The organism is Novosphingobium sp. HR1a (assembly GCF_015594425.1).
GTDB lineage: Bacteria > Pseudomonadota > Alphaproteobacteria > Sphingomonadales > Sphingomonadaceae > Novosphingobium > Novosphingobium resinovorum_A.
In genome coordinates, this window is sequence record NZ_JABXWS010000043.1 from 47126 (window position 1) to 69043 (window position 21918).

Genomic DNA, 21918 nt, shown 5'->3' on the forward strand with positions numbered 1-21918 from the left:
GCGTAAAATCCCCGTCATCCCGGCGCAGGCCGGGAACGCTTGCGGTCTTCAGGCATTGGCCGGGAGCCTCGATGCAAGGTGGGCTGTTCATCGCCAGCGGTGCCGGCCTGCGCCGGGATGACGGCGGTAACTCCAAATAAACCATTTGGCGATTATGCTCCCGCGCACGGGTCGCCACACCAAAAAACCGGGAAATGCAGATGTTTGCTGACGGCAAGCTGGACGAAACCATCTTCCACCCGACCGACGAAGGGAAAGCGGCGCAGTACCAGGAATGGGCCGACGCACCGGTTTCCGCGCCTGCGAGCGCTTCGGTCGAGGCCGAATTTCCGGCCATGCTCGACTTGCGCGAACTCGCCGATCCGGAAGCGGACCCGGGACATGAACCCGAGGGCCTGTACCTTCCCCTCCCCTACGGTCACACCACCGGATCGCAGTTGCGCCACCGCTTCGTGACGGCCGAGAGCATTGCCGAACTGGCCGACATCAAGAAGCCCAGCCTGTGGCAGCGGCTCCTCGGTCGGAAATAAACTGCGACAAAACGGTAACACGGGGCGTTGATCCCCCGCGCGGTTAGGCGTAACGCCCTCGTTCAATGAAAATTCACCCGCTGATAACGAAAACCGAAGATCTTGCCGCCCTGTGCGAGCGTCTCGCGAAGTCCGATTTCGTGAGCGTCGACACGGAGTTCATGCGCGAGAACACCTATTGGCCCGAACTCTGCCTCGTGCAGATCGCCAATACCGAGGAAGCGGCGGCGATCGATCCGCTGGCGGACGGTCTCGACATGACCCCACTGCTCGACCTGCTGACGCAGAACGAGGACGTCCTCAAGGTCTTCCACGCGGGCGGGCAGGACGTGGAGATCATCTTCAACTTCACCGGCCGCACCCCGCACCCGATCTTCGACACCCAGATCGCGATGATGGCGATCAGCCAGTCCGAGCAGATCGGCTATTCCAACCTCGTCGAATCGTGGCAGGGCCTGACGATCGACAAGGGCGCCCGCTTCACCGACTGGTCGCGCCGCCCGCTGACCGACCGCCAGATCGAATACGCGATCGGCGACGTCACGCATCTTTCCAAGATCTTCCCCAAGATCCTCAAGCGCCTGATCAAGACCGGGCGCGGTGCCTGGCTGGACCAGGAGATGGAAAAGCTGGCCGATCCGGAGAACTACCGGAACGACCCCAAGGAAGCCTGGCACCGGATCAAGGCGCCGGGCCGCAACCCGCAAGTGCTTGGCCGCCTGCGCGCGATCGCCGAATGGCGAGAACTGGAAGCGCAGGGCAAGAACATCCCGCGCGGCCGCATCGCCCGTGACGAGACGCTGGCCGACATCGCCAGCCACCCGCCCAAGAGCCAGGCCGATCTGGCTAAAGTGCGCGGCCTGTCGCAAGGCTGGAAGGATAACGAAATCGGCCGCCGCCTGATGACCGCCATCGCCAAGGCGGAGCCACTGACCGACGACGAGATGCCCGCCCGCGCCCCGCGCGGCGCGCCGCTCGGCAAGGAAGGCTCGCTGGTCGCCGACCTGCTCAAGCTGCTGCTCAAGATCCGCGCCCGCGAGATCGACGCCGCGGCCCGCCTGCTGGCGCGCAGTGATGAGCTGGAACTGCTCGCGGCGGGCGTTCGCAAGAACCTCAGCCTGCTGCAGGGCTGGCGCTACGACGTGTTCGGCCGCGATGCGCTCGATCTCGTCGAGGGCAAGCTCGCCTTCGCGGTGGAGAACGGCAAGCTCAAGATGACGCGCGTGGAAGACGTCGTCGACGATACGGTGGCCGAATAAGCCCTCCCCGCTGCGACTAGGTCCTCTGGACCAAGTCTCGCTCCCCTCCCGCAAGCGGGAGGGGCAACGCTGCGATTTTTCCTCCCCTCCCGCTTGCGGGAGGGGCCGGGGGTGGGCTCCCTTCCTCCTTCTTCCGCATTGCACAACTCCGCTTGGCGAACCGCTCCCACCGTGCAATAGCCACCACATGACCGTCTACCAACCGACGCTCAAGCAGCTCCAGTATCTCGTCTCGCTCCACGAGCACGGCCATTTCGGCCGTGCCGCCGATGCCTGCTTCGTGTCGCAATCGACACTGTCGGCGGGTCTGCGCGATCTGGAAACGCTGCTTGGCGTAGTCCTCGTGGAGCGCACCAAGCGCGCCGTCCGCTTCACGCCGCTGGGCAATGCCGTGGTCGAGAAGGCCCACCGCATCCTGCGCGAGACGGAGGAACTGTCCGAACTCGTCCAGTCCAGCGGCAAGCCGCTCTCGGGCGAAGTGCGCATGAGCGTGATCCCGACGATCGCGCCGTTCCTGCTGCCCCGGATGCTGCCACGCCTGCGCCGCGAACGCCCGAATCTCAAGCTCTTCCTGCGCGAGGAACCGAGCCAGGCGGCGATGGAATCGCTCCACCATGGCCGCGCCGACTGCGTGCTGCTCGCCCTGCCCTATGCGACCGGCGAGGTGGAGAAGGAGACGATCGAACTCGACGCCTTCTTCGTCGCCTTCCCCCGCGACGATCCGCGCGATCCGCCCGCCGAAGTCAGCCCCGACGTGATCGACGAGAACCGCCTGCTCCTGCTCGAGGACGGGCACTGCCTCAAGGACCATGCCCTCGCCGCCTGCAACCGGCCCGAACTGCGGGCCAGCGCGACGATGATCGGCACCTCGCTGCATACGCTGGTGCAAATGGTCGACAACGGGCTGGGCCTGACGATGCTGCCGGAAATGGCGCTCGACGCAGGGATTCTCAATGGAACCAACGTCGTCGCCCGGCCGCTGATCTCGCCCAACGCGAATCGCGAGATCACGCTGGTGTGGCGCAAGAATTCCCCGCGTGCAGAGGAATTCCGGATGCTGGCGGACGAGTTGCGGGCTGGTTGACCTGGCTTTGTAGCCTGAGGGGGCTTCGACAAGCTCAGCCTGAGCGGTATTGAGAGCCAGTCCTTGAACCCCGCTCAGGCTGAGCTTGTCGAAGCCCCGGCGTCCTAGCGCCGCCGCAGCACCTGCAGCGCCACGCCGAGCACCGAAATGCCGATCCCGAGCGCCGAGACCCCGCTCCAGCCCCACTCGTGCCATGCCGCCGTCGCCGCGCCCGAACTGGCCGCACCGGCCAGAAACATCATCGCCATGTAGACGGTGTTGATGCGTGAGCGAGCCTCAGGCCGCAGCGCGTAGATGATGCTCTGGTTGGAGATCTGGCTGAGCTGCACCGCCACGTCGAGCACCAGTACCCCCACGACCAGCCCGGCCAGCGAATGCCAGAAACCGAAGATCAGCCACGCCGCCAGCGTCATCACCGTGCCCAGCACGATGGCGGGATGCGGACCGCGACGGTCGGCGAGCCGCCCTGCGACCGGTGCTGCAAGCACGCCCGCCGCACCGACGATACCGAACAGTCCCGCAGCTTCCGGCCCAAGGTCGAAGTGCTCCTGCAGGCGCAGGGCAAGAATGGTCCAGAACACGCTGAAGACGCCGAACTGGCAGCACTGGGTATAAGTCGCCAGCCGCAGCGCGGGAAATTCGCGCCACAGACTCCAGAGCGAGCGCAGCAGGCCGACATAGCCGAGTCCGGTGTCTTGCGGACGGCTGCGCGGAAGCTGGAACGCCATGAGCAGTGCGGTCAAAAGCGCCAGTGGAACCGCGAGCCAGAACATCTCCCGCCACCCGAGCGTTCCGGCAACGAAGCCCGCCAGCGTACGGCTGAGCAGGATACCGCACAGGAGACCGGCCATCACCGTGCCGACGATTGCGCCACGCTTCTCGTCAGGGGCGAGATTCGCCGCGAACGGCACGATCTGCTGCGCAACCGAAGCGAGCAGCCCGACCAGCAGCGATGCGGCCAGCACCAGCCCGGCACTCGGCGCGACGGCGACGAGTGCCAGCGCGGCGGTCAGCGCCAGGCATTGCAGCACGATCAGCCTCCGCCGCTCCACCAGATCGCCAAGCGGCACCAACACGACGAGGCCGAAGGCGTAACCGAGCTGCGTCGCGGTCGGCACGTAAGTCGCCGCCGCACCCGCAAGGTCGCGCTCCATCAGCCCGATCATCGGCTGGTTGTAGTAGATGTTGGCGACGGTCAGCCCGGCAGCGACGGCCAGCGAGAAGACGACCGGGCGACTGGGGCCGCCGACGGCACTGGACGCCGACATGGTGCTGGACGCGACGGTAATGGTGAAATCCTTCGTGCTGTAGCCCCCGCTCCAAGCGCAAATGGCCCTCGAGCCGCGTCAGACCAAGTGCGGGGAACGCAAGTCCGCTTGCCCGCACCGCAAGCGCAAGGGGTTCAGTCCATGTGCTTGAGGCCGACCCGCAGATAGTCCCAGCCCGTCACCACCGTCAGTGCGGCGGCCGCCCACAGCGTCGTCAGGCCCACGGTATGCGGCACGTTGATTACCAGCGCGCCGAGGTCGAGATTCCACCACGGCATCGCCACGCCAAGGATCAGCGCCCCCAGGCAGATCAGCTGGAACGTCGTCTTCCACTTCGCAAGGCGGCTGACCGGCACCGAAACCTGCAGCCCCCCAAGAAACTCACGCAGGCCCGACACGGCGATCTCACGCACGAGGATGACGAGGCCCGCGATCACGTGCATGTCGCCCACGAAAGGCCCACGCAGGATGCCTTGCGCGGTCAGCACCAGAATCACCGTCGCCACCATGATCTTGTCGGCGATAGGGTCGAGGAATACGCCCAGCTTCGACACCGTCCCGCTCGAACGAGCAAGATAGCCGTCGAAATAGTCGGTGAGTCCCATCAGGCAGTAAAGCCCGAAAGCCAGTCCGTACCCGAATTCCCATCTGGGCCACCAGAGCAGGAAGGCCAGCAACGGAAGGGCGACGATGCGTGAAAGCGTCAGGATGTTCGGCAGAGTCAGCATGATGGGAATGCCATAGCCCGCAATCGCTACGGGAATAAAGTGGTGAACAGGGCTTGTGCCCCCGCCCCATGCCATTAAGTGTCCCGACGACCAATGAGCAAGGCCGGCGGCATACTTAGATCATGACCACGACGACCCAACTCATCCGGGCGCGACGTTTTCTCCCCCTTTTCGTCACCCAGCTTCTGGGCGCGTTCAACGACAACCTGTTCAAGAACGCGATGGTGCTCTTCGTCGTCTACGAGGTGTACCACTCGGAAGGCCAGGAGGCGCGGTTCAGCGCGATGGCCTCGGCGATCTTCATCATCCCCTTCTTCCTGCTCTCGGCGCTGGCCGGACAGCTGGCCGACATGCGCGACAAGGCGAAGCTGATTCGCATCATCAAGGCCTGCGAGATCGGCATCATGCTGGTCGGCGGCGCGGGCCTTGCCCTTGCGTGGCAGGGGCAGGCGCTCGACGCCGTGGCCATCCCGCTGATGCTGCTGGCGCTGTTCGCGATGGGCGTTCACTCGACGTTCTTCGGACCGATCAAGTACGCGATCCTGCCGCAGCACCTGAAGGACGGCGAAGTCCTCTCCGGCACCGGGCTGGTCGAAGCGGGTACGTACATCGCCGTACTCGCCGGCACGATCGTCGCGGGCTGGATCAGCGTCGATGCCGCCGCGATCGGGGTGATCGTCGTCGCCATAATCGGCTGGTTCGCAGGGCGACAGGTCCCATCCGCCCCGCCGCTGGGCAAAATCGAGCCGCTCGACTACCACGTCATCCGCGCTTCCGTGCGCCTGGTGCGCACGACGATGCAGGACCGCCGCGTGTTCCTTGCCATCTGCGCGATCAGCTTCTTCTGGGCGATCGGCACCGTCCTGTTCGTCCAATTCCCGCCGCTCGCCAAGAACATGCTGATGGCCAGCAAGGAAGTGGCCAGCCTGTTCCTCGTGATCTTCTCGGTCGGCGTCGCAATCGGGTCGATGGCGATCAATGCGCTGCTCAAGGGCACCGTTTCCGCGCGCTGGTCGCCGATCTCGGTGATCGGCATGGGCGTGTTCCTCGTCGCCTTCCAGCAGGTCTGCCGCATCTGGCCGCCGCATAGCGGAACGGGGACGCTGATGGACGTGGGCATCTTCGTCGTGCAGCCGCTGGCGATCCCGCTGATGCTGACCTTGCTGGGCATCGCCATCTGCGGCGGTATGTTCGTGGTGCCGCTCTACGCCTTCCTCACCACCTTCGTGCCCAAGTCGCAGACCGCGCGCACGATTGCCGCAAACAACATCGTTAATTCGGGCGCGATGGTCGTCGGTTCGCTGGCGACCGGCGTAATGACGCTGATGGGCGTTGCGGTGGCGCAGCAACTGCTGGTCGTCTCGCTGTGCTGCGTCGCCTCGGCATGGCTGGGCTACCTGCTGTTCCGCGCCGAGAAGTGCCCCAGCGCGGGTTGAGCCTTCTACGCATCATCATTGCGAATAACCGACGAAACCCAAGATAGCCTGACGCTGCCTTGGGTTTCCTCGGTTATTCGCAATGGCGGAAATGGTCAGGCGATGAACAGGGTGATCGCCACGAAACTCGCGCAGTAGGCCGTCAGGAACCCACGCCAGTCGCCGCCACTGAAGCGCCATTTGCGCGCGGCCTCCACATCTTCGTCTTCCTCCTCAAGCGATTCGGTGAAGACGTGGGGCGGCAGTGAGCGGCGGAACCAGTGCCCGGCCGACTCCTGCGTGAGGACGAGTGCGCGACGTGTCATGCTTCGCATAAGTCACGCATTAACGATTTGTTTACCATTGCGCAAAGCGCTTGGCGAACCCTTCCCGAAACGGGACGATTCGTTCTTGCAAGCATCGGAAACCCAAAGAAAAAGGGCCGCCCTAAGGCAGCCCTCTCGCTGGTTTCCGTCAGGAAGAGGTCAGGTCAGACCCGGTCGCCGAGCGCGCCCTTGACCTTGCCGATGCCCTGCTGAAGCTCGCCCTTCTTTTCCTGGGCCTTGCCTTCTGCCTGCTGGGCCGGGTCGTTGCGGGCCTTGCCTGCGGCCTGCTTGACGTTACCGGCAATCTCGTTGCCCAGGCCCTTCACGGTGTCCTTGAGTTCACCCACGGCGGTATCTCCTTAGCTCGGCGGCGAAACATCTCGCTGCCGTCACGTGAAGAGAACACGCTGCTCCGCCGCTAAGTTTCGTACGCCTGCGCCGAGGCGTGCCTTAGCGGCGATATGTCGTCACTCCCCTGCCAGCCCCAGCACGTAGCCCCACTCCTGCGGCGTCACCACACCCACCGACAGGCGCGAGAACTTCACCAGTTCCATCTCCGCCAGCTTGGGATCGCCCTTCACTTGCGCGAGTGTCACCGGCCGCTTCAGCTTGCGCACCGGCTTCACCTTGACCGCCGCCCACTTGCCCTCGGGATCGCTGGGATCGGTGATCCCGGCCTTGCTCACCGTAGCGATGCCGACGATCTCCTTGCCGATGTTGGAGTGGTAGAAGAACACCTCGTCTCCCACTTCCATGGCGCGCAGGTTGTTGGCGGCGCGGTGGTTGCGCACGCCGTCCCATGTGCCCTCGCCTTCCTTCACAAGATCGTTCCAGCCGTAAGCATCGGGTTCAGACTTCATCAGCCAGTATGCCATGCCCGCACCTTCCATCGTAAATTTCCGGCCCGAATTAGACTGTGACGGCCGGGGCGCCTAAAGGGGCGGCATACCGACTCGTTACGGATTGCACTACCATGGACCTCGCACAAATCCCCGTCCTCAGCCTCGTGGCCGACAGCGCCGACCTGCCCGCGCGCGTCGGCGAGAGCTTCCGCACCTTCGGCTTCGCGATGATCCGGGACCACGGCATCGACCAGTCGCTGATCGACCAGGCCTGGGCCAGGACCGAGGAATTCTTCGCCCTCCCGGTCGAGACCAAGCAGAAATACTTCATCCCCGGCCAGGGCGGCGCGCGCGGCTATACGCCGTTCCGCACCGAAGTCGCCAAGGGCGCTAAGGAGAAGGACCTCAAGGAATTCTGGCACGTCGGCCGCGACGTTCCCGCCGATTCGCCGCTCGCCGCCTCGATGCCGCCGAACATCTGGCCGACCGAGGTTGAAGGCTTCGAAGAGACCTTCCGCGAACTCTACGCCCAGTTTGACGAGGCCGGCGCCAAGGTGCTCTCAGCGATCGCCGTCGACCTCGGCCTCGATGCGGGTTGGTTCGACGCAGGGATCGAGGACGGCAACTCGGTGATGCGCCTGCTGCACTACCCGCCGGTTTCGGCTGAATCCGGAGGCGCCATCCGTGCCGGCGCGCATGAGGACATCAACCTCATCACCCTGCTGCTCGGCGCACAGGAAGCGGGCCTCGAACTGCTGAGCAAGGACGGTCGCTGGCTCTCGGTCGCGCCGCCCGAGGGCGCGATCGTCGTCAACATCGGCGACATGCTGCAGCGCCTGACCAACCACGTGCTGCCCTCGACCACGCACCGCGTCCGCAACCCCGAGGGCGCGCGTGCCGGGCACAGCCGCTACTCGATGCCGTTCTTCCTGCACCTGCGCAGCGACTTCCCGTTCGTCACCCTGCCCGAGTGCGTGAGCGACGAGAACCCGGATCGCTACCCGGTCTCGATCACCGCCGACGACTACCTGCAGGAGCGCCTGCGCGAGATCGGCCTGAAGATGTAAACGGCGCCGATTAAAACTCTGTAATAGTCCAAGCCGCGGCCCGCTCGCGCAGGCCGGGGCTTTTTCGTTAACTGATATTTCAGAGGAACTGCGTAGCTCCAACGGCTTACAAGCCACGCCCTTGGAGGGGCCATTTCGTGCACGCAGCAAGTATCCTTTCCTCCCGGCGTGACACGGAAGGCAGCGAGGTCGACATCGTCGCTTTCGGCATCGTTACCGCGGCGATCATTCTTTTCGTCGCCACCGGCAGCGAAATCGGCCCGGCGGTCGTCAACTCGCTTACCGGACAAGGTCCGGGGCCGGACCATTTCCTGCTCAACGCCTTCCTGCTCAACATCGCGATCATCATCTTCGGCTGGAGCCGCTACCGCGAACTGTGCGACGAGATCATGCTGCGCCGCGCCGCCGAGCGTGAAGCGCGGCGACTTGCCGAAACCGATTCGCTCACCGGCTTCCACAACCGCCGCAGCTTCAACCTGAGCGTCGACGCACTGATCGACCGCAGCGCGACGGCGGGGCGGGCCGTGGCGGTGCTGATGATCGATCTCGACAACTTCAAACAGGTCAACGACTACAACGGCCACGCCACCGGCGACCGCCTGCTGGTGGAATGCGCCCGCCGCATCACCGCCGCGCTTCCAGAAGGCACCATCGTCGGCCGCATCGGCGGCGACGAATTCGCCGTAGCCGTTCCGTTCGAGCCCCGTCACAGCGAAACCGTCGACAGCATCGCCGCGGCCCTGGTGCAGGCCATCGCCGAGGGCTCGCGCATCAGCAACGCGACGATCGACGTCACCGCCTCGATCGGCCTCGCCCGCGCCGAATCGCGCACGACTTCCTCGCCCGCGCTGCTGGAGATGGCCGACGTCGCGATGTACCACGCCAAGCGACAGGGCCGGAACCAGTTCTCGTGGTTCGAGCCGCAGATGGCGCACGAGATGCGTTTCCGCGCCGACCTTGAGGCAGGCATCCGCCAGGGCATTCCGCGCGGCGAATTCGTGCCGTTCTACGAACAGCAGGTCGATCTGGAAACGGGCGAGCTGACCGGCTTCGAGATGCTGGCGCGCTGGGATTCGCCGCAATTCGGCATCGTTGCACCTGACATCTTCATCCCCGTCGCCGAGGAGATCGGCGCGATCACCGAACTCTCGCGCAGCGTGATCGCACAGGCGCTGGAAGACGCGAAACTGTGGGACCCGAAGCTGACGCTGGCGGTCAACATCTCGCCCATCCAGCTGCGCGACCCGTGGTTCGCCCAGAAACTCCTGCGCATGCTGGTGGAGGCCAACTTCCCGCCGCAGCGGCTGGAGATCGAGATCACCGAAAGCTGCCTCCACCAGAACCTGGGCCAGGTACGCACGCTGGTGACCAGCCTCAAGAACCAGGGCATCCGCATCAGCCTCGACGATTTCGGCACCGGCTACAGCTCGATCGGGCAGCTCAAGCAGCTGCCGTTCGACCGCATCAAGATCGACCGCAGCTTCGTCTCCAGCATGCTCGACGACGAGGACAGCGCCGCCATCGTCCGCGCCGTGGCGACGCTGGGCGAAGGGCTGCACATGCCGGTAACGGCCGAGGGGATCGAGACGCAGGCCGTGCTCGACCACTTGCGCCAGTACGGCGGGATCACCGGCCAGGGCTATCTGTACGGCCGCCCCCGCCCCGCGGCCGAACTCGGCGAATGGCTGGGTGAGGAACCCAAGACCGAAGTCGCCCCGGATGATACACCGGAAGTGAAGCGCGCCTGACGTCGTCCCGGACCTGATCCGGGACCGCTTGCCTTGAGCGACCTTGCTCTCGGCAAGGCGTCTCGCCGACCGCATCCGCCTAAAGACAGCCACCGGTCCCGGATCAAGTCCGGGACGACGAAAACGGCAGGGGAAATTGACCTTCCCCCCCGCACCACCTAAATCGCGCGCATGCGGATCGACTTCACCAAGATGCACGGCCTGGGCAATGACTTCATCGTGCTCGACGGCCGCGTGCACGCGCTGCCCCCGGTGGACGCCGCCTTCGCCTCGGCGCTGGCGGACCGCCACACCGGGATCGGCTGCGACCAGCTCATCGTCCTCGAACCCTCGATGGACGCCGATTTCCGCATGCGCATCTTCAACGCCGACGGCAGCGAGGTCGAGGCTTGCGGCAACGCCACGCGCGCGGTCGGCCTGCTGCACGGTGAACCCGCCCGGATCGAGACGCTCGGCGGGCTCGTCATCTCCACGCCCACCGATGGCGGCATCAGCGTCCAGATGGGCAAGCCGCGCTTCGACTGGAACGCGATCCCCCTCGCCTACGCCATGGACACCCACGCCATGCCCGTCGCGTGGGAGGAACTGGTGAACCCGATTGCGGTCAACGTCGGCAACCCGCACGTCATCTTTTTCGTCGCCGATCCCTACGCGATCGACATGGCCCGCATCGGCCCGATGATCGAGACCGACCCGCTGTTCCCCGAGCGCATCAACGTCAACGTAGCTGGCATCACCGCGCGAGACGCGATCACCCTGCGCGTGTGGGAGCGCGGCGCGGGCCTCACGCGCGCCTGCGGCACCGGCGCCTGCGCCACCGCGATCGGCGCGATGAAGCGCGGCCTCGTCGACCGCCGCGTCACCGTGACGCTGCCCGGCGGCCCGCTGGTGATCGAGTGGCGCGAGGACAACGAGATCGTCATGACCGGCCCCGCGACCGAAGCCTTCCGCGGCTCCTTCGACGCCGCCGATTTCGGAGCGCACATCAGGATCGCCATTTGACCGTCGAGGTCCATTCGCTCGGCTGCCGCCTGAACCTCGCCGAAAGCGAGTCCCTGCGCGGGATGCTGGGTGAGGCGGACGACCTCGTCGTCATCAACTCCTGCGCGGTCACGGCGGAAGCCGTGCGCCAGACCCGCCAGGCCATCCGTCGCGCCCGCAAGGCCCGTCCCGACGCGCGCCTCCTCGTCACCGGCTGCGCGGCCGAAGTCGAGCGCGAGGCGCTAGCGGCGATGCCCGAGGTGGACGGCCTCATCGCCAACACCGCCAAGCTCGACCCGCGCGCCTGGAACGTGCCGCTCGCCACGCGAGCGCCGGAAACCCGCGCCCACACCCGCGCCTTCGTGCAGGTACAGAACGGCTGCGACCACGCCTGTACCTTCTGCGTCATCCCGCAAGGCCGAGGCCCGAGCCGCTCGCGCACCGTCACGCAAGTGCTGGACGACGTGGCCCGCCACCTCGACGCAGGCGTACAGGAAGTGATCCTCACCGGCGTCGATCTCACCTCATGGGGCGACGACCTGCCCGGAGAGCCGCGCCTCGGTACGCTGGCAGAAGCGATCCTTACCCGCTTCCCCGACCTGCCGCGCCTGCGCCTCTCCTCGATCGACGGCGCCGAAGTGGACGACCTGCTGTTCGACCTCCTCGCCTCGGAGGCCCGGGTCATGCCGCATGTCCACCTTTCGCTGCAGCATGGCCACGACCTGATCCTCAAGCGCATGAAGCGCCGCCACTCTCGCGCCGACGCGGTGAACCTTGTCGCAGGCTTGCGCGCCCGCCGCCCGGAGATCGCCATCGGTGCCGACCTCATCGCCGGTTTCCCCACCGAGGACGACGAGGCGCACGCCGCCAACCTGTCGATCATCGAGGCGCTGGGTGTCGTCCACGGCCACGTCTTCCCCTACTCGCAGCGCCCCGGCACTCCCGCCGCGCGCATGCCGCAAGTGGAGCACGCGACGATCCGCGCCCGCGCCGCGCAGTTGCGCGCAAAGGTGGCCGAAACCCGCGCATCCTGGCTTGCCGCGCATCTGGGCTTGCCGCTATGGGTGCTCGCCGAAAGGGGCGGGAGCGGCCACGCGGCCGACTTCGCGCCCGTCCGGGTTCCCCCCGGCACGCCGCCCGGCGCGCTGGTGGAAGTGACCCCGACCCGAATTGTCGAAGGAATGCTGGAAGCATGAGTACCCCTGACCCCCAGCAAAACGAGGGGGCATCAAGCGACTGGTCCGACCGTCTCTTCGGAGGCTTTCGCCAGACCTCGCAGCGCCTCGCGGGCAACCTCGCGGGCCTTGGCGGCGGCACCCGTCTGACCTCGGCGCAGCTCGATGCGCTGGAAGACGCGCTCATCATGTCCGACCTCGGCCCCCGCGCCGCCGCCCGCATCCGTGACCGGCTGGCCGAGGAGCGCTTCGAGCGTGATGCCGACGAACGCGCCATCATGGAAGTCGTCGCGCGCGAGATCGCCGAGATCCTGCGCCCGGTCGCCAAGCCGCTCGACATCGTCGCCTTCCCGCGCCCGCAGGTGATCCTCGTGATCGGCGTCAACGGCTCGGGCAAGACCACCACGATCGCCAAGCTGGCGCACCTGTTCCAGGAGCAGGACTATTCGGTCATGCTGGCAGCCGGAGACACCTTCCGCGCCGCCGCGATCGGCCAGCTCAAGGTCTGGGCGGATCGCCTGTCGATCCCCATCGTCACCGGCCCCGAGGGCGGTGACCCCGCCTCGATCGTGTTCGACGGCCTCAAGGCCGCGACCGAACAGGGCATCGACGCGCTGATCGTCGATACCGCCGGGCGTCTCCAGAACAAGCGCGAGCTGATGGACGAACTGGCCAAGATCCGCCGCGTCCTCGGCCGCCTGAACCCCGCCGCGCCGCACGACGTCGTGCTGGTGCTGGATGCCACCAACGGCCAGAACGCGCTTTCGCAGATCGAGATCTTCAAGGAAGTGGCGGGCGTTTCCGGCCTCATCATGACCAAGCTCGACGGCACCGCGCGCGGCGGCGTCCTCGTCGCGGCGGCGGAGCAATACGGCCTGCCGATCCACGCCATCGGCGTCGGCGAGAAGATCGACGACTTGCGGCCCTTCAACCCCGACCTGCTCGCGCGGGTCATCGCGGGGATCGCGTGATGAGCGCCGCCGAAAAGAAGCCCAAATCCAGCTGGCTGAACCTCGTCGTCGATTTCGGGCCGCTGCTGGTGTTCTTCCTCGCCTACCGGCACTTCTCGCCCGAGGGCGACGGCAATTCGATCGCCACCGTCACCGCCGTCATCAAGGGCACGATCGCCTTCATGGTGGCGACCGTAGCGGCGCTGATCGTGTCGAAGTGGCGGCTCGGCCATGTCTCGCCGATGCTGTGGCTGACGACGGTGCTGATCCTCGGCTTCGGCGCGCTGACAGTGGTGTTCCGCAATGCGATCTTCATCCAGCTCAAGCCCACCGCCGTCTACCTGATGTTCTCGGCCGTGCTGTTCGTGGGCCTGTGGCGCGGCAAGGCGATGCTCAAGTACCTGCTGCAGGCTGCCTTCGAGGGGCTGGACGACGCCGGCTGGATGATCCTGTCGCGCAACTGGGCGTGGTTCTTCCTGGTGCTGGCGGTGCTGAACACGGTGCTGGTCTATACCGTCAGCTTCGACACGTGGCTGCAGGCCAAGCTCTGGGGCTTCACGGTGCTTTCGTTCCTGTTCACGTTCTCGCAGCTGCCGATGGTGCTGAAGCACGGCATGGGCGAAAGCGCGAAGGAAGAACTGGTCGAGAACCCGCCGCACGATTGAGCCTCGGACACCAATCGTAGAAAGAGACCGTTCGCCCGCAAGGGGGAACAGGGGGCGCATGCAGCATTCCGGCCCGATTCCCCGCACGATCATCGTTATGGGGCGCACCGACAAGACCCGCAATTCCGGGGATATTCATCGCATCTTGTTGATGCTGGAGGCAAAGGGCTTCCATCTCCACTGGTTCGTATCCGACTACGCCAGGTCTTACGAGGACATAGGTGCACGCATCGTCGCCAGATGGCCCTGGCTATGCTGGCGCAGCAGCGACTCAAAGCCACGCCGCCTTTTGCGCATGCTGTTGCGCGTCGCTTTCGTAGCGGTCGATGCACACCGCTACGACCATCTTTACACCGCCTTGCATGGTCAGCCCGCCAACGATGCCCGCCAGTTGAGGCGATTACTGGACGCAATGAGCGACCATTCTGCCTGCCTCGTGACGCATTCCGCAGGCGGCATCTCAGCCACGCAAATCGCAGATCATCGCGGCATCGAGCGGATAGTGTGCTTCGGCTACCCCTTCCGGCATCCACACCGGCAGCCGCAAGCCTATCGTACCACGCACCTGCATGCCGTGAACAAGCCGCTGCTGATCATCCAGGGCGATGCGGACGACTATGGCTGCGACCCGTCAGACTTCGGACGCCACCTGCCGGTGAGCGCGCAAGTGGTATCCCTCGCTTGTGATCACGACTGCGACAACTTGCGAGCCACCGAGTTTGACCGAGCATGGGCAGCGGTTTCCGACTTTCTGGAGAAGCCGTTTGGGAAATCCTAAAGAGCTATAGCCCATCTAATATGCTGCACATCGTCCCAATAGTGACGCCAAACACCGGCAAGGTCACACTAAAGGTCCTCAGTGATGGTCCCTCTGGACCGGTATCTCTGCCCCTCGCACAAACAAAAAACCCCCGTCCGAGGACGGAGGCTTCTTGATCCCACCCGCAAGGGTGCGGAAAATCAGATCCCGGCGATCGCCTGGTCCACCAGCGCCTTGTCGGCGGCGGCGGAATGGTTCGCGGCGATCAGGCCCTTCGCGGCAGCGGCGGCGGCAGCGGCAGCCTGATTGCGCAGCTGGGTCACGGCAGCGAACTCGGCTGCGGTGATCTTGTCCTGCGCCATCTTCTCGCGGCGGGCGATGGTCTCGGTGGTGTCCGCCTCGGCCTTGGCGACGATCGCCTCGGCTTCGTGACGGGCATGGTCGAGCATCGCGGCGGCGTCCTTCTCAGCGTTCGCGATCTTGCTCGCGTATTCCGAACGAAGGGCTTCCGCCTCGGCGCGCAGCGACTTGGCTTCGGCGAGCTGGGCCTTGATCTCGGCGATCTTGCCGTCGAGACCCTTGCCGATCATCTTCGGCACGCCTTTCCAGGCCAGGATCGCGAGCAGCACGATCATCGAGCTGCTGACGACCGCGACCGGCGGCGCGAAGCCGAGGAACAGCGGTTCGGCGTGATGCTCGGTCGAAGCGTGCGTACCTTCGGCACCCGTCACTTCGGCGGCTTCATGGTCGAGGCCGTGCTCGACGGCGGCGTTGGCGTCAGCCATGGACCAGGTTCTCCTTCACGGCGCCGCGCACGACGTCGTCGCCCAGCGACAGGCCGGCGATGCGGCTGACGATGTCGCGGGTCGCCTCGGCGGCCACGGTCTCGATATCGTCGGCAGCGGCACGGCGCGCCTCGGCGATGCGGGTTTCCGCACCGGCTAGGGTGGCGTCGATCGATGCCTGGGCAACGGCGAGGCGCTGCTCGGCAGCGGCTGCGGCCTTGGCGCGGGCGTCGGCGATGGTGCCCTGCGCCGAAGCGCGGTTGGCGTTCTCGCGGGTGCGCCAGGAGGCCTCTTCGGCATCGGCCTGGGCACGAGCGGCTTCGGCTGCCTTGAGGTCGGCGGCGATCTGGTTGTCACGGCTGGCGACGGTGTCCATCACCTTCGGCACCATGCCCCGTCCAACGACGAAGAAGGTGATACCGAAGAAGATCAACAGCCAGAAGATCTGGCTGGAGTAGAACTCGCCTAGCTGAGCGATCTGAGGCATGGGTTCAGCCCTGTCTCGAAGGAAGCCGGAAAAAATCTTGCCGGAAATCCCGGCCGCCTCACCAAAGGGTCAGGGCGGCCGGAAATCCGGTCAAACGCGAGCGATCAGGCGAAGATCAGCAGCGCGGCAATGACGAACGAAAGCAGGCCGAGAAGCTCTGCACCGGCGAAGCCGATGAACAGGCGACCCTGCTGGGCGTCAGCGGCGCCCGGGTTGCGCAGCGCGCCTTCGAGGAACTTGGCGAAAACGTTGCCCACGCCGATCGAGGCGAGGCCGGCGCCGATTGCAGCGAAACCGGCTCCGAGCAGCTTTGCAGCTTCTGCGTCCATATCAAAAACTCCCTTTGGTGTGCCCGCAAGTGAGGCGAAAAAAGATGATCAGTGAAGGTTCTCGGCGTCGTTGAGATAGACGCAAGTGAGAAGAGCGAAGACGTAAGCCTGGATGCCGGCGACCAGCAGTTCCAGCGCGCAGATGCCGACCATGAGCACGAAGCTGGGAATGCCGGCGATCGCGAACATGATCGGGCCATTGTTGCCGCCCGAGATCACGAAGCTGGAAAGCACTTCGAGCAGCACGTGGCCGGCCATCATCGCGACGAACAGTCGCAGGCCGAGGCTGAACGGGCGCACCAGGAACGAGATCAGCTCGACCACGAAGATGATCGGGATCATCAGCGCCGGCGTACCGTGCGGCACGAAAAGCGAGAAGAAGTGCAGCTTGTGCTTGGCGAAGCCGACGATCAGCACGATCGAGAACGACAGCACCGCGAGAACGCCCGTGGCCGAGAAGTGGCTGGTGAAGGTGAAGGCGTGAACGCCCAGCACGCCCAGCGGCATCAGGCCGAGGAAGTTCGCGAAAAGGATGAACATGAACAGCGAGAAGATGTACGGAACGTACTTCTTGCCGTTCTTGCCGACGTTCGCGGCGAGCATGCCGTCGATGAAACCGGTGAAGGTCTCCACCGCCATCTGCCAGCGACCGGGCACCAGCTGGCGCTTCATGCCGCCCGCAACGAACACGATCAGCGCGAGGGTGGCGATGGCCATCCACAGCGCACTGTTGGTGAAGGCGATATTGTAACCGGCAATGTTCCAGTCCGCGCCCGCCAGCTTTTCAAGCTGGAACTGGTGCATCGGATCGAGCTTCGCTTCGGCTGCCACGCGATTACCCCTGTCGCCTATTGAACTACAGCGCCCCACTCCCCAATTCGCGGGTCAGTCAGGACGCTGGTTCGTAATCCTTAGTATGTTCCTGAAGGCAATACCAATTCCCACGAACAGCATCACCATCAGACTCAAGGCCATATATCCGCTGAAATGGCCGATGAGCCATCCCAGGAACAGACCGCCCGCGACACCTCCCAGCAATTCCGAAAGCACCCGGTTGCCCATGCGATAGCTCGCATCGGTTTCCGCGCCGGCTTTCGGTCGGTTGCGTTCCTCTTCCCGCTCGCGAAGGGCCTTCAGCCTTTCGTCGAGCGAATCGATGCGCGCATCCTCGCCAACAGGGTCTCGTGCAGGTTGCTCGTCGGTCATGTCACGTCCTCCTCACGATGACAGGAACGTTAGACACAAACGACGGCTGCCCGCCAAGAGCACCGGCCCCTTAGGGTGGGGCTTATCCCGAGTCAACCGGGGCGGCGGCTCCTCAGCGCCTGTTGTTGACAGGACACGGGGCGAAGATGCGACACGGATGAAGTAGAACCGCGGCGATCCACCCAATACCGCAATGGCGATGCAGCCGGAATGGACGCGAAAAAGGCCGGAAAAGCGTGCCCGCCTCCGGCCTTTTCTTGATTCGTCAGTGCGGTGACGAAAGTGTTGAACGCCTGAGACCTAGTACTTTTGGCCGCGCCCCGTTTTCACCGCCTCATGGATATCAATGTCACGGACAGCGCGGGTCCAGTTCCGGCGCACCGGCGCCGCGCGTCTTCCACGAACCGTCGAGGCCCTGGTACTTCTCGCCGGGCTTGGTGTCGCGGATCAGCTTGCAGCCGGTGGTGAAGGCGTATTCCTCGATGGTGCTCTTGCCCTGAGCGGCAGTGGTGTAGACCGAGCGGCGCTTGTTGTTGATGTCGCGGACCATGGCGGAGATGTCCCCGCCGCCGCTGATCACGCCGAGATAGCCGTCGCGCTGCTCGCCGACCTGCCCGGCCGCGCGCGCAGCGACGTATTCCGGCGAGCGCTGCGCATAAGCCGTGGACGCACCGGCGACGGCGAGAACCGTTACGGCTGCGGCGGCAATGAAACGAATGCTCGTCATCAGAAAATGCCCTTGTTCTCGTCCACCGTCTTGGCCGCGTCGGCGGCTAGGCGGTAGACGACTTCCTGCCGGATGTTGATGTTGAGTTCGATCACGATCGGCTTGTCGGGTGCTGCAACCTGAATGCAGCCTCCGAGGCCGAAAGCGACCGCCATCACCGTCGCGGCCATCATTGCGGCGCGAACGGCGCGCCTGCCGGACCGTGTGCCCACCTGCTGCTCTGTCGAATACCCGTCGATCATCGCCGGGCTTGTCGCAGCCGGAGGGCTTCCGGTCAATTCCGAGGGCATCATGGCTTTTTCTCGCTGACTGGAGGCTGAATAGCGCCGGATGGAGCCGAAGTCGGTTTGGGGGGCGCCAGATTGAGCGTCGCATCGGGCGCGGTGGTCGAGCGCGTCCCGTCGGTATTGAGCAGGCCGAGCACCCTCGGGTCCGTCACGTACGTCGGATCGTAGAGCGAACGCATCGAGCCGAACAGGCTGAAGAACGGCGCCTTGATGTTGACGATGAAGCGGAGCGGGAGCTTCGCGATCTGCTTGGTGATGAAGTTCTTGCTGGCGCCCTGCCCCTGGCTGAGCCCGTCGAAGCTGATCTTCGTGACGATATCGCCCGAGAGCGAACCGCCCAGCCCGATCTCCATCTTCTTGTAATTCACCGACTTGAGCGCGTCGAAGGCGTAATTGCCCATCGCCGACAGGTCCTTGTACGTCAGCGCGCCGACGTAGGAAACGTTGCCGCCGGGATCGCGCGAGCGCAGGAAGCCGTTTTCGATCCGGCCGCCGTTTTCGTCGAAGATGAGCGGAAGCTCGCCGTCGAATATGCCGCTGGCGTTGATGTTGGTGAGTTCGAGATGCTGCACGAAGTCCGCCGCGTCGAGGCCCGTGACGCGCAGCGTGTAGTAGCGCGTCTCCGCCGCCCCGATCTGCATCTTCGCCGGATCGAGCGTCAGCGTACCGTCCATGAACGGCCACTTTCCGCCGTGGACGATGAGGTTGTAGCCGGGGCGTATCTCGTAGGAGAGCGTGCCGTCGGTCACCTCGATGCCCGGGTTCATGGAGGCGATGCGTACGTACTGATTGGGCGCGGTAACCATGCCGAGGAGGTCGGTGAACACCACCTCGCCCGACAGCCCGCGTAGCGGACCGAAAGCGGCTGCGAAGTCGACGCCGTCGGTGGAGAAGCGGCCACGGCTGGTCACGCTCTTCGGGTTCCAGTCGATCCGCCCGGTGCCGCGCACGACGCCCTTGAGGTCGGACACCACGCCCAGCACCAGCCGCGAGAGCGCGTCGGGCTGCAGCTTGTCGTCGAAGACAATCCCCTCGACGGCGAGATTCGCATGACCGTCGGCCCTCGACAGATCGTGGACGATGTCGGCGCGGACGACCGCCCGGTCGCTGCCCGGCTCGCGGAGCAGGGCCTGCGCGGTGATGCGGTTGTCGGCCAGTTGCAGCGTCGCGTTGCGCGCCACCATCGGCTGGAAGCGTGCCACCTGTTGGCGGTCCACCAGCGTGAACTGCGCGCCCTCGATCGAGGCCACACCGCCGGCATAGCGCCAGCGGCCCGCAGCCTGCCGCATGTCCAGTGGTACGGCGGCAAGGCTGATGTCGGCCTGATCGAAGGTGCCCGCGATGTCCTTGCCGATCTGCCCGTCGAGATGGCTGACGAGGAAGTGCGATGCGGTGTCCGCCGGGCCAAGCGCCACGTTGATGGCGCTGGCCTTGATGACACCGGGCCTGCCCCCGCCCATCGCGAAGCCGAGCGGCCCGCTGGCGATGCGGATCGGCGTCTCGCCAAGGTGTCCGGACAAGTCGAGCGCGGTCATGCCTGCCGCGAGCAGCAGGTTGTCGGGGCGCCCTTCCACGATCGCGCCGCCGCGCGCCGGGCACAGGGTCAGCTTGCGCTTGTCGATGGTCAGGTTGGAGAAGCTCAGGGCATCGAAGGCGACGTCGGTGCAGCGGCGCCACACGGCGAGCCTGCCGTCCGCGCCCCATCGGCCATCGACCGGAAGCTGCAGGTTGCGCGTGTTGCCGCCCGGAAGATCGCCGCTGAGAGTGACCTGCCCGTTGAACGAGAGCGCGCCGTCTGGCGCCTGCTCCAGCGACAGCCTCGGCACGCCGACCATCGCCGATCCGGCGCGGTAATCCGTCATCGTCGCGCGCATGGCGAGGTGGCCGTCGTCGCCGCTCTCCATCCGCCCCCACGCCTGCGGCAGCCCTCGCCCGCCGGTCGTGAAGTTGCCGTTCACCCGCGGCACGCCGCCCTTGCGGCCGAACATCGCCTGCACGCGCGAGAGCGAAAGCACCGATTCTCCGCTGCCGCCTTTGAGCGACCCGCGCGTGACGACGACGCTCAGGCCCTCGCGCGAATTGCGCACGAGGAGGCCCGCGTTGATCGTACTGCCGCGCATCTCGCGGCCGAGCGCCTGCCGCACTTGCGCCGTGATCGGCGCGCCGAGGGTTCCGGCGGCCGCCTGCTGCGCTGAGAGCAGTGCGCGGTCCACGGTATTGCCAAGCGCCAGTTCCCTGCCGGTGAGGTCCGCGTCCACATCGAATCGCGCGATGCCGCCGGTGGAGCGCGCGCGCCCTTCGAGGGTGACTTCGCGCATCCGCGCCTGCGGCGTGTCGAGTCCGCGCCCGGTAACCCGGTACGTCGCGCTCAAGGCGTTGCCGCGATAGGTGAACCGCCCCGAGCCGCTCGCTCCAGCCAGCTTTTGAACCCCGAAGCGCGCGGCTCCGGCGGAAAGGCCGAGCTTGCCCGAAGCCCCGTCGAGCGCTTCGTCGAGCGTCACGTCCAGTTGCACACCGGCCCTGGCCAGCCGCAACCCCTGCGACGGGCACGACAGGCTTTCCAGCCGCACCGGCCCTTCAAAGCGCGGCTTGGCGGCAGACGTCGTCAGCTTTCCGTAAATCGTCGCGCGCCCGGTCGAGCAGCCGCCGCCGGTGAGCGCGGGCGACAAGGCCGCCAGTTCGCCGGAGAACCCGCCGCGCAGTTCGCCTTCACCCGCCAGCTTGACGCCGATGCGGCCGTGGTCGCTGTCGATCAGGGCGCGCCCGTCGACCACCGCAAGGTCGAGGTCGGGCATCTCGAACGGCCCGCCCTTGCCGCTGAACAGCGCCTTGTCGAGACTGCCGAAGCTGGCCTTGCCGCCGCGCCACGAACCGTAGAGGCGCGGCTTCACCACGGTGATCCGGCCGATACCGGGAAGTCCCCAGGAAAGGCGCGTCGCCACCCGCAGTTCCTGCACCGTCAGGTCCGGCCGCGCCGGATCGCCGATGACGAGGTTCCGAATCACCTGCTCCGAGGGTCCGATCCGCACGATCTCGTAGCGGGCATCGAGGCCCAGCGAATCGAGTTCGCGCTCGATGAGGTTCGCCGCGATCTCCTCGCGCGATAGCCAGGCAGCACCCAGCGCCGCCGCCAGCAGGCCGCCCACCACAAGCACGGGAGCGCCCCAGCGCCTGCGCCAACTGTGGCCGCTTCGAAAGCGCCCACGCGAAGAATGGCCCCCGGTAGCGGCCTCGTCGGTGTCCGGGGTCTGGTCGATCTCTTGCGACATCCGATCGTTCACTTGCGCCGGGCGGACGGG

General features: G+C 65.7%; 24 protein-coding genes. 11 read left to right on the forward strand and 13 right to left on the reverse strand.

The window, feature by feature from the left end:
• Window positions 1–194 precede the first annotated feature (194 nt).
• The 3 genes from HWN72_RS10240 to HWN72_RS10250 all read left to right on the forward strand — a co-directional run bounded on the left by HWN72_RS10240 (window position 195) and on the right by HWN72_RS10250 (window position 2873).
• Entirely contained in the window at window positions 195–530 is a 336-nt protein-coding gene (locus tag HWN72_RS10240) for a hypothetical protein (RefSeq protein ID WP_211150222.1), read from the forward strand.
• A 65-nt stretch (window positions 531–595) separates the two neighbouring features.
• Entirely contained in the window at window positions 596–1789 is a 1194-nt protein-coding gene (gene rnd, locus HWN72_RS10245; RefSeq protein WP_008833266.1) for a ribonuclease D, read from the forward strand.
• Between the two features lie 187 nt (window positions 1790–1976).
• Window positions 1977–2873, forward strand: coding sequence for a hydrogen peroxide-inducible genes activator (locus tag HWN72_RS10250; RefSeq protein WP_008833267.1), 897 nt, complete (start codon window positions 1977–1979; stop codon window positions 2871–2873).
• A 104-nt stretch (window positions 2874–2977) separates the two neighbouring features.
• Here HWN72_RS10250 and HWN72_RS10255 read toward each other — a convergent pair whose 3' ends face one another.
• Together HWN72_RS10255 and pgsA are read right to left on the reverse strand one after the other, a co-directional pair.
• The gene (locus HWN72_RS10255) at window positions 2978–4141 is read right to left on the reverse strand and encodes an MFS transporter (RefSeq protein ID WP_211150223.1); all 1164 of its coding nucleotides are present in this window, start codon (window positions 4139–4141) and stop codon (window positions 2978–2980) included.
• Window positions 4142–4275: 134 nt separating this feature from the next.
• Window positions 4276–4869, reverse strand: a complete 594-nt coding sequence (gene pgsA, locus HWN72_RS10260; protein ID WP_008833269.1) for a CDP-diacylglycerol--glycerol-3-phosphate 3-phosphatidyltransferase — start codon at window positions 4867–4869, stop codon at window positions 4276–4278.
• A 122-nt stretch (window positions 4870–4991) separates the two neighbouring features.
• Here pgsA and HWN72_RS10265 point away from each other — a divergent pair, with 122 nt between their 5' ends.
• Window positions 4992–6305, forward strand: coding sequence for an MFS transporter (locus HWN72_RS10265; RefSeq protein ID WP_211150224.1), 1314 nt, complete (start codon window positions 4992–4994; stop codon window positions 6303–6305).
• Window positions 6306–6400: 95 nt separating this feature from the next.
• Here the strand turns inward: HWN72_RS10265 and HWN72_RS10270 are convergent, their stop codons facing one another.
• From HWN72_RS10270 to HWN72_RS10280, 3 genes are all read right to left on the reverse strand, one after another.
• Entirely contained in the window at window positions 6401–6610 is a 210-nt protein-coding gene (locus HWN72_RS10270) for a hypothetical protein (RefSeq protein ID WP_248005926.1), read from the reverse strand.
• A 164-nt stretch (window positions 6611–6774) separates the two neighbouring features.
• Window positions 6775–6957 carry a CsbD family protein gene (locus tag HWN72_RS10275; RefSeq protein ID WP_008833272.1) on the reverse strand — a complete coding sequence of 61 codons (183 nt, stop codon included), beginning with the start codon at window positions 6955–6957 and terminating at the stop codon, window positions 6775–6777.
• A gap of 120 nt (window positions 6958–7077) precedes the next feature.
• On the reverse strand, window positions 7078–7485 hold the full coding sequence (locus tag HWN72_RS10280; protein WP_211150226.1) for an EVE domain-containing protein: 408 nt from the start codon (window positions 7483–7485) through the stop codon (window positions 7078–7080).
• A 98-nt stretch (window positions 7486–7583) separates the two neighbouring features.
• Between HWN72_RS10280 and HWN72_RS10285 the strand changes: the two genes are divergently transcribed.
• The 7 genes from HWN72_RS10285 to HWN72_RS10315 all read left to right on the forward strand — a co-directional run bounded on the left by HWN72_RS10285 (window position 7584) and on the right by HWN72_RS10315 (window position 14816).
• Window positions 7584–8519, forward strand: a complete 936-nt coding sequence (locus HWN72_RS10285) for an isopenicillin N synthase family oxygenase (RefSeq protein ID WP_211150227.1) — start codon at window positions 7584–7586, stop codon at window positions 8517–8519.
• 137 nt (window positions 8520–8656) lie between these two features.
• Window positions 8657–10267, forward strand: a complete 1611-nt coding sequence (locus HWN72_RS10290) for a bifunctional diguanylate cyclase/phosphodiesterase (protein ID WP_211150228.1) — start codon at window positions 8657–8659, stop codon at window positions 10265–10267.
• A 171-nt stretch (window positions 10268–10438) separates the two neighbouring features.
• Window positions 10439–11269 carry a diaminopimelate epimerase gene (gene dapF / locus HWN72_RS10295; RefSeq protein WP_008833276.1) on the forward strand — a complete coding sequence of 277 codons (831 nt, stop codon included), beginning with the start codon at window positions 10439–10441 and terminating at the stop codon, window positions 11267–11269.
• Entirely contained in the window at window positions 11266–12444 is a 1179-nt protein-coding gene (locus tag HWN72_RS10300) for a MiaB/RimO family radical SAM methylthiotransferase (protein ID WP_211150229.1), read from the forward strand. Before dapF ends, HWN72_RS10300 begins: the two co-directional genes overlap by 4 nt.
• Window positions 12441–13394 (forward strand): signal recognition particle-docking protein FtsY, encoded by a 954-nt coding sequence (gene ftsY, locus HWN72_RS10305; RefSeq protein ID WP_211150230.1) that lies wholly within the window; start codon window positions 12441–12443, stop codon window positions 13392–13394. Before HWN72_RS10300 ends, ftsY begins: the two co-directional genes overlap by 4 nt.
• Window positions 13394–14038 carry an inner membrane-spanning protein YciB gene (locus tag HWN72_RS10310; RefSeq protein ID WP_211150231.1) on the forward strand — a complete coding sequence of 215 codons (645 nt, stop codon included), beginning with the start codon at window positions 13394–13396 and terminating at the stop codon, window positions 14036–14038. Before ftsY ends, HWN72_RS10310 begins: the two co-directional genes overlap by 1 nt.
• A gap of 58 nt (window positions 14039–14096) precedes the next feature.
• Window positions 14097–14816: an alpha/beta family hydrolase gene (locus HWN72_RS10315; protein ID WP_211150232.1), complete on the forward strand. Its 720-nt coding sequence runs from the start codon at window positions 14097–14099 to the stop codon at window positions 14814–14816.
• 182 nt (window positions 14817–14998) lie between these two features.
• Here HWN72_RS10315 and HWN72_RS10320 read toward each other — a convergent pair whose 3' ends face one another.
• The 8 genes from HWN72_RS10320 to HWN72_RS10355 all read right to left on the reverse strand — a co-directional run bounded on the left by HWN72_RS10320 (window position 14999) and on the right by HWN72_RS10355 (window position 21888).
• Entirely contained in the window at window positions 14999–15583 is a 585-nt protein-coding gene (locus HWN72_RS10320) for a hypothetical protein (RefSeq protein WP_211150233.1), read from the reverse strand.
• A complete protein-coding gene (locus HWN72_RS10325; protein WP_008833282.1) occupies window positions 15576–16070 on the reverse strand; it encodes an F-type H+-transporting ATPase subunit b in 495 nt (164 codons plus the stop codon). The genes HWN72_RS10320 and HWN72_RS10325 overlap by 8 nt, the downstream gene beginning before the upstream one ends.
• A gap of 104 nt (window positions 16071–16174) precedes the next feature.
• Window positions 16175–16399 (reverse strand): F0F1 ATP synthase subunit C, encoded by a 225-nt coding sequence (locus HWN72_RS10330; protein ID WP_008833283.1) that lies wholly within the window; start codon window positions 16397–16399, stop codon window positions 16175–16177.
• 48 nt (window positions 16400–16447) lie between these two features.
• Window positions 16448–17230 (reverse strand): F0F1 ATP synthase subunit A, encoded by a 783-nt coding sequence (locus HWN72_RS10335; RefSeq protein ID WP_008833284.1) that lies wholly within the window; start codon window positions 17228–17230, stop codon window positions 16448–16450.
• Between the two features lie 54 nt (window positions 17231–17284).
• The gene (locus HWN72_RS10340; protein WP_008833285.1) at window positions 17285–17605 is read right to left on the reverse strand and encodes a hypothetical protein; all 321 of its coding nucleotides are present in this window, start codon (window positions 17603–17605) and stop codon (window positions 17285–17287) included.
• Between the two features lie 349 nt (window positions 17606–17954).
• The gene (locus tag HWN72_RS10345) at window positions 17955–18332 is read right to left on the reverse strand and encodes a YdbL family protein (protein WP_008833286.1); all 378 of its coding nucleotides are present in this window, start codon (window positions 18330–18332) and stop codon (window positions 17955–17957) included.
• Entirely contained in the window at window positions 18332–18574 is a 243-nt protein-coding gene (locus HWN72_RS10350; RefSeq protein WP_051211603.1) for a YnbE family lipoprotein, read from the reverse strand. Before HWN72_RS10350 ends, HWN72_RS10345 begins: the two co-directional genes overlap by 1 nt.
• A 47-nt stretch (window positions 18575–18621) precedes the next feature.
• Window positions 18622–21888, reverse strand: coding sequence for a YdbH domain-containing protein (locus HWN72_RS10355; protein ID WP_211150235.1), 3267 nt, complete (start codon window positions 21886–21888; stop codon window positions 18622–18624).
• Window positions 21889–21918: the final 30 nt, after the last annotated feature.

Excerpts from the sequence above, each read along its gene's own strand:
- HWN72_RS10240 (WP_211150222.1), top strand. The coding sequence starts at position 195 with ATGCAGATGTTTGCTGACGGCAAGCTGGACGAAACCATCTTCCACCCG.
- rnd (WP_008833266.1), top strand. The coding sequence starts at position 596 with ATGAAAATTCACCCGCTGATAACGAAAACCGAAGATCTTGCCGCCCTG.
- HWN72_RS10250 (WP_008833267.1), top strand. The coding sequence starts at position 1,977 with ATGACCGTCTACCAACCGACGCTCAAGCAGCTCCAGTATCTCGTCTCG.
- HWN72_RS10255 (WP_211150223.1), bottom strand. The coding sequence starts at position 4,141 with ATGTCGGCGTCCAGTGCCGTCGGCGGCCCCAGTCGCCCGGTCGTCTTC.
- pgsA (WP_008833269.1), bottom strand. The coding sequence starts at position 4,869 with ATGCTGACTCTGCCGAACATCCTGACGCTTTCACGCATCGTCGCCCTT.
- HWN72_RS10265 (WP_211150224.1), top strand. The coding sequence starts at position 4,992 with ATGACCACGACGACCCAACTCATCCGGGCGCGACGTTTTCTCCCCCTT.
- HWN72_RS10270 (WP_248005926.1), bottom strand. The coding sequence starts at position 6,610 with ATGACACGTCGCGCACTCGTCCTCACGCAGGAGTCGGCCGGGCACTGG.
- HWN72_RS10280 (WP_211150226.1), bottom strand. The coding sequence starts at position 7,485 with ATGGCATACTGGCTGATGAAGTCTGAACCCGATGCTTACGGCTGGAAC.
- HWN72_RS10285 (WP_211150227.1), top strand. The coding sequence starts at position 7,584 with ATGGACCTCGCACAAATCCCCGTCCTCAGCCTCGTGGCCGACAGCGCC.
- dapF (WP_008833276.1), top strand. The coding sequence starts at position 10,439 with ATGCGGATCGACTTCACCAAGATGCACGGCCTGGGCAATGACTTCATC.
- ftsY (WP_211150230.1), top strand. The coding sequence starts at position 12,441 with ATGAGTACCCCTGACCCCCAGCAAAACGAGGGGGCATCAAGCGACTGG.
- HWN72_RS10310 (WP_211150231.1), top strand. The coding sequence starts at position 13,394 with ATGAGCGCCGCCGAAAAGAAGCCCAAATCCAGCTGGCTGAACCTCGTC.
- HWN72_RS10315 (WP_211150232.1), top strand. The coding sequence starts at position 14,097 with ATGCAGCATTCCGGCCCGATTCCCCGCACGATCATCGTTATGGGGCGC.
- HWN72_RS10320 (WP_211150233.1), bottom strand. The coding sequence starts at position 15,583 with ATGGCTGACGCCAACGCCGCCGTCGAGCACGGCCTCGACCATGAAGCC.
- HWN72_RS10325 (WP_008833282.1), bottom strand. The coding sequence starts at position 16,070 with ATGCCTCAGATCGCTCAGCTAGGCGAGTTCTACTCCAGCCAGATCTTC.
- HWN72_RS10330 (WP_008833283.1), bottom strand. The coding sequence starts at position 16,399 with ATGGACGCAGAAGCTGCAAAGCTGCTCGGAGCCGGTTTCGCTGCAATC.
- HWN72_RS10340 (WP_008833285.1), bottom strand. The coding sequence starts at position 17,605 with ATGACCGACGAGCAACCTGCACGAGACCCTGTTGGCGAGGATGCGCGC.
- HWN72_RS10345 (WP_008833286.1), bottom strand. The coding sequence starts at position 18,332 with ATGACGAGCATTCGTTTCATTGCCGCCGCAGCCGTAACGGTTCTCGCC.
- HWN72_RS10350 (WP_051211603.1), bottom strand. The coding sequence starts at position 18,574 with ATGATCGACGGGTATTCGACAGAGCAGCAGGTGGGCACACGGTCCGGC.
- HWN72_RS10355 (WP_211150235.1), bottom strand. The coding sequence starts at position 21,888 with ATGTCGCAAGAGATCGACCAGACCCCGGACACCGACGAGGCCGCTACC.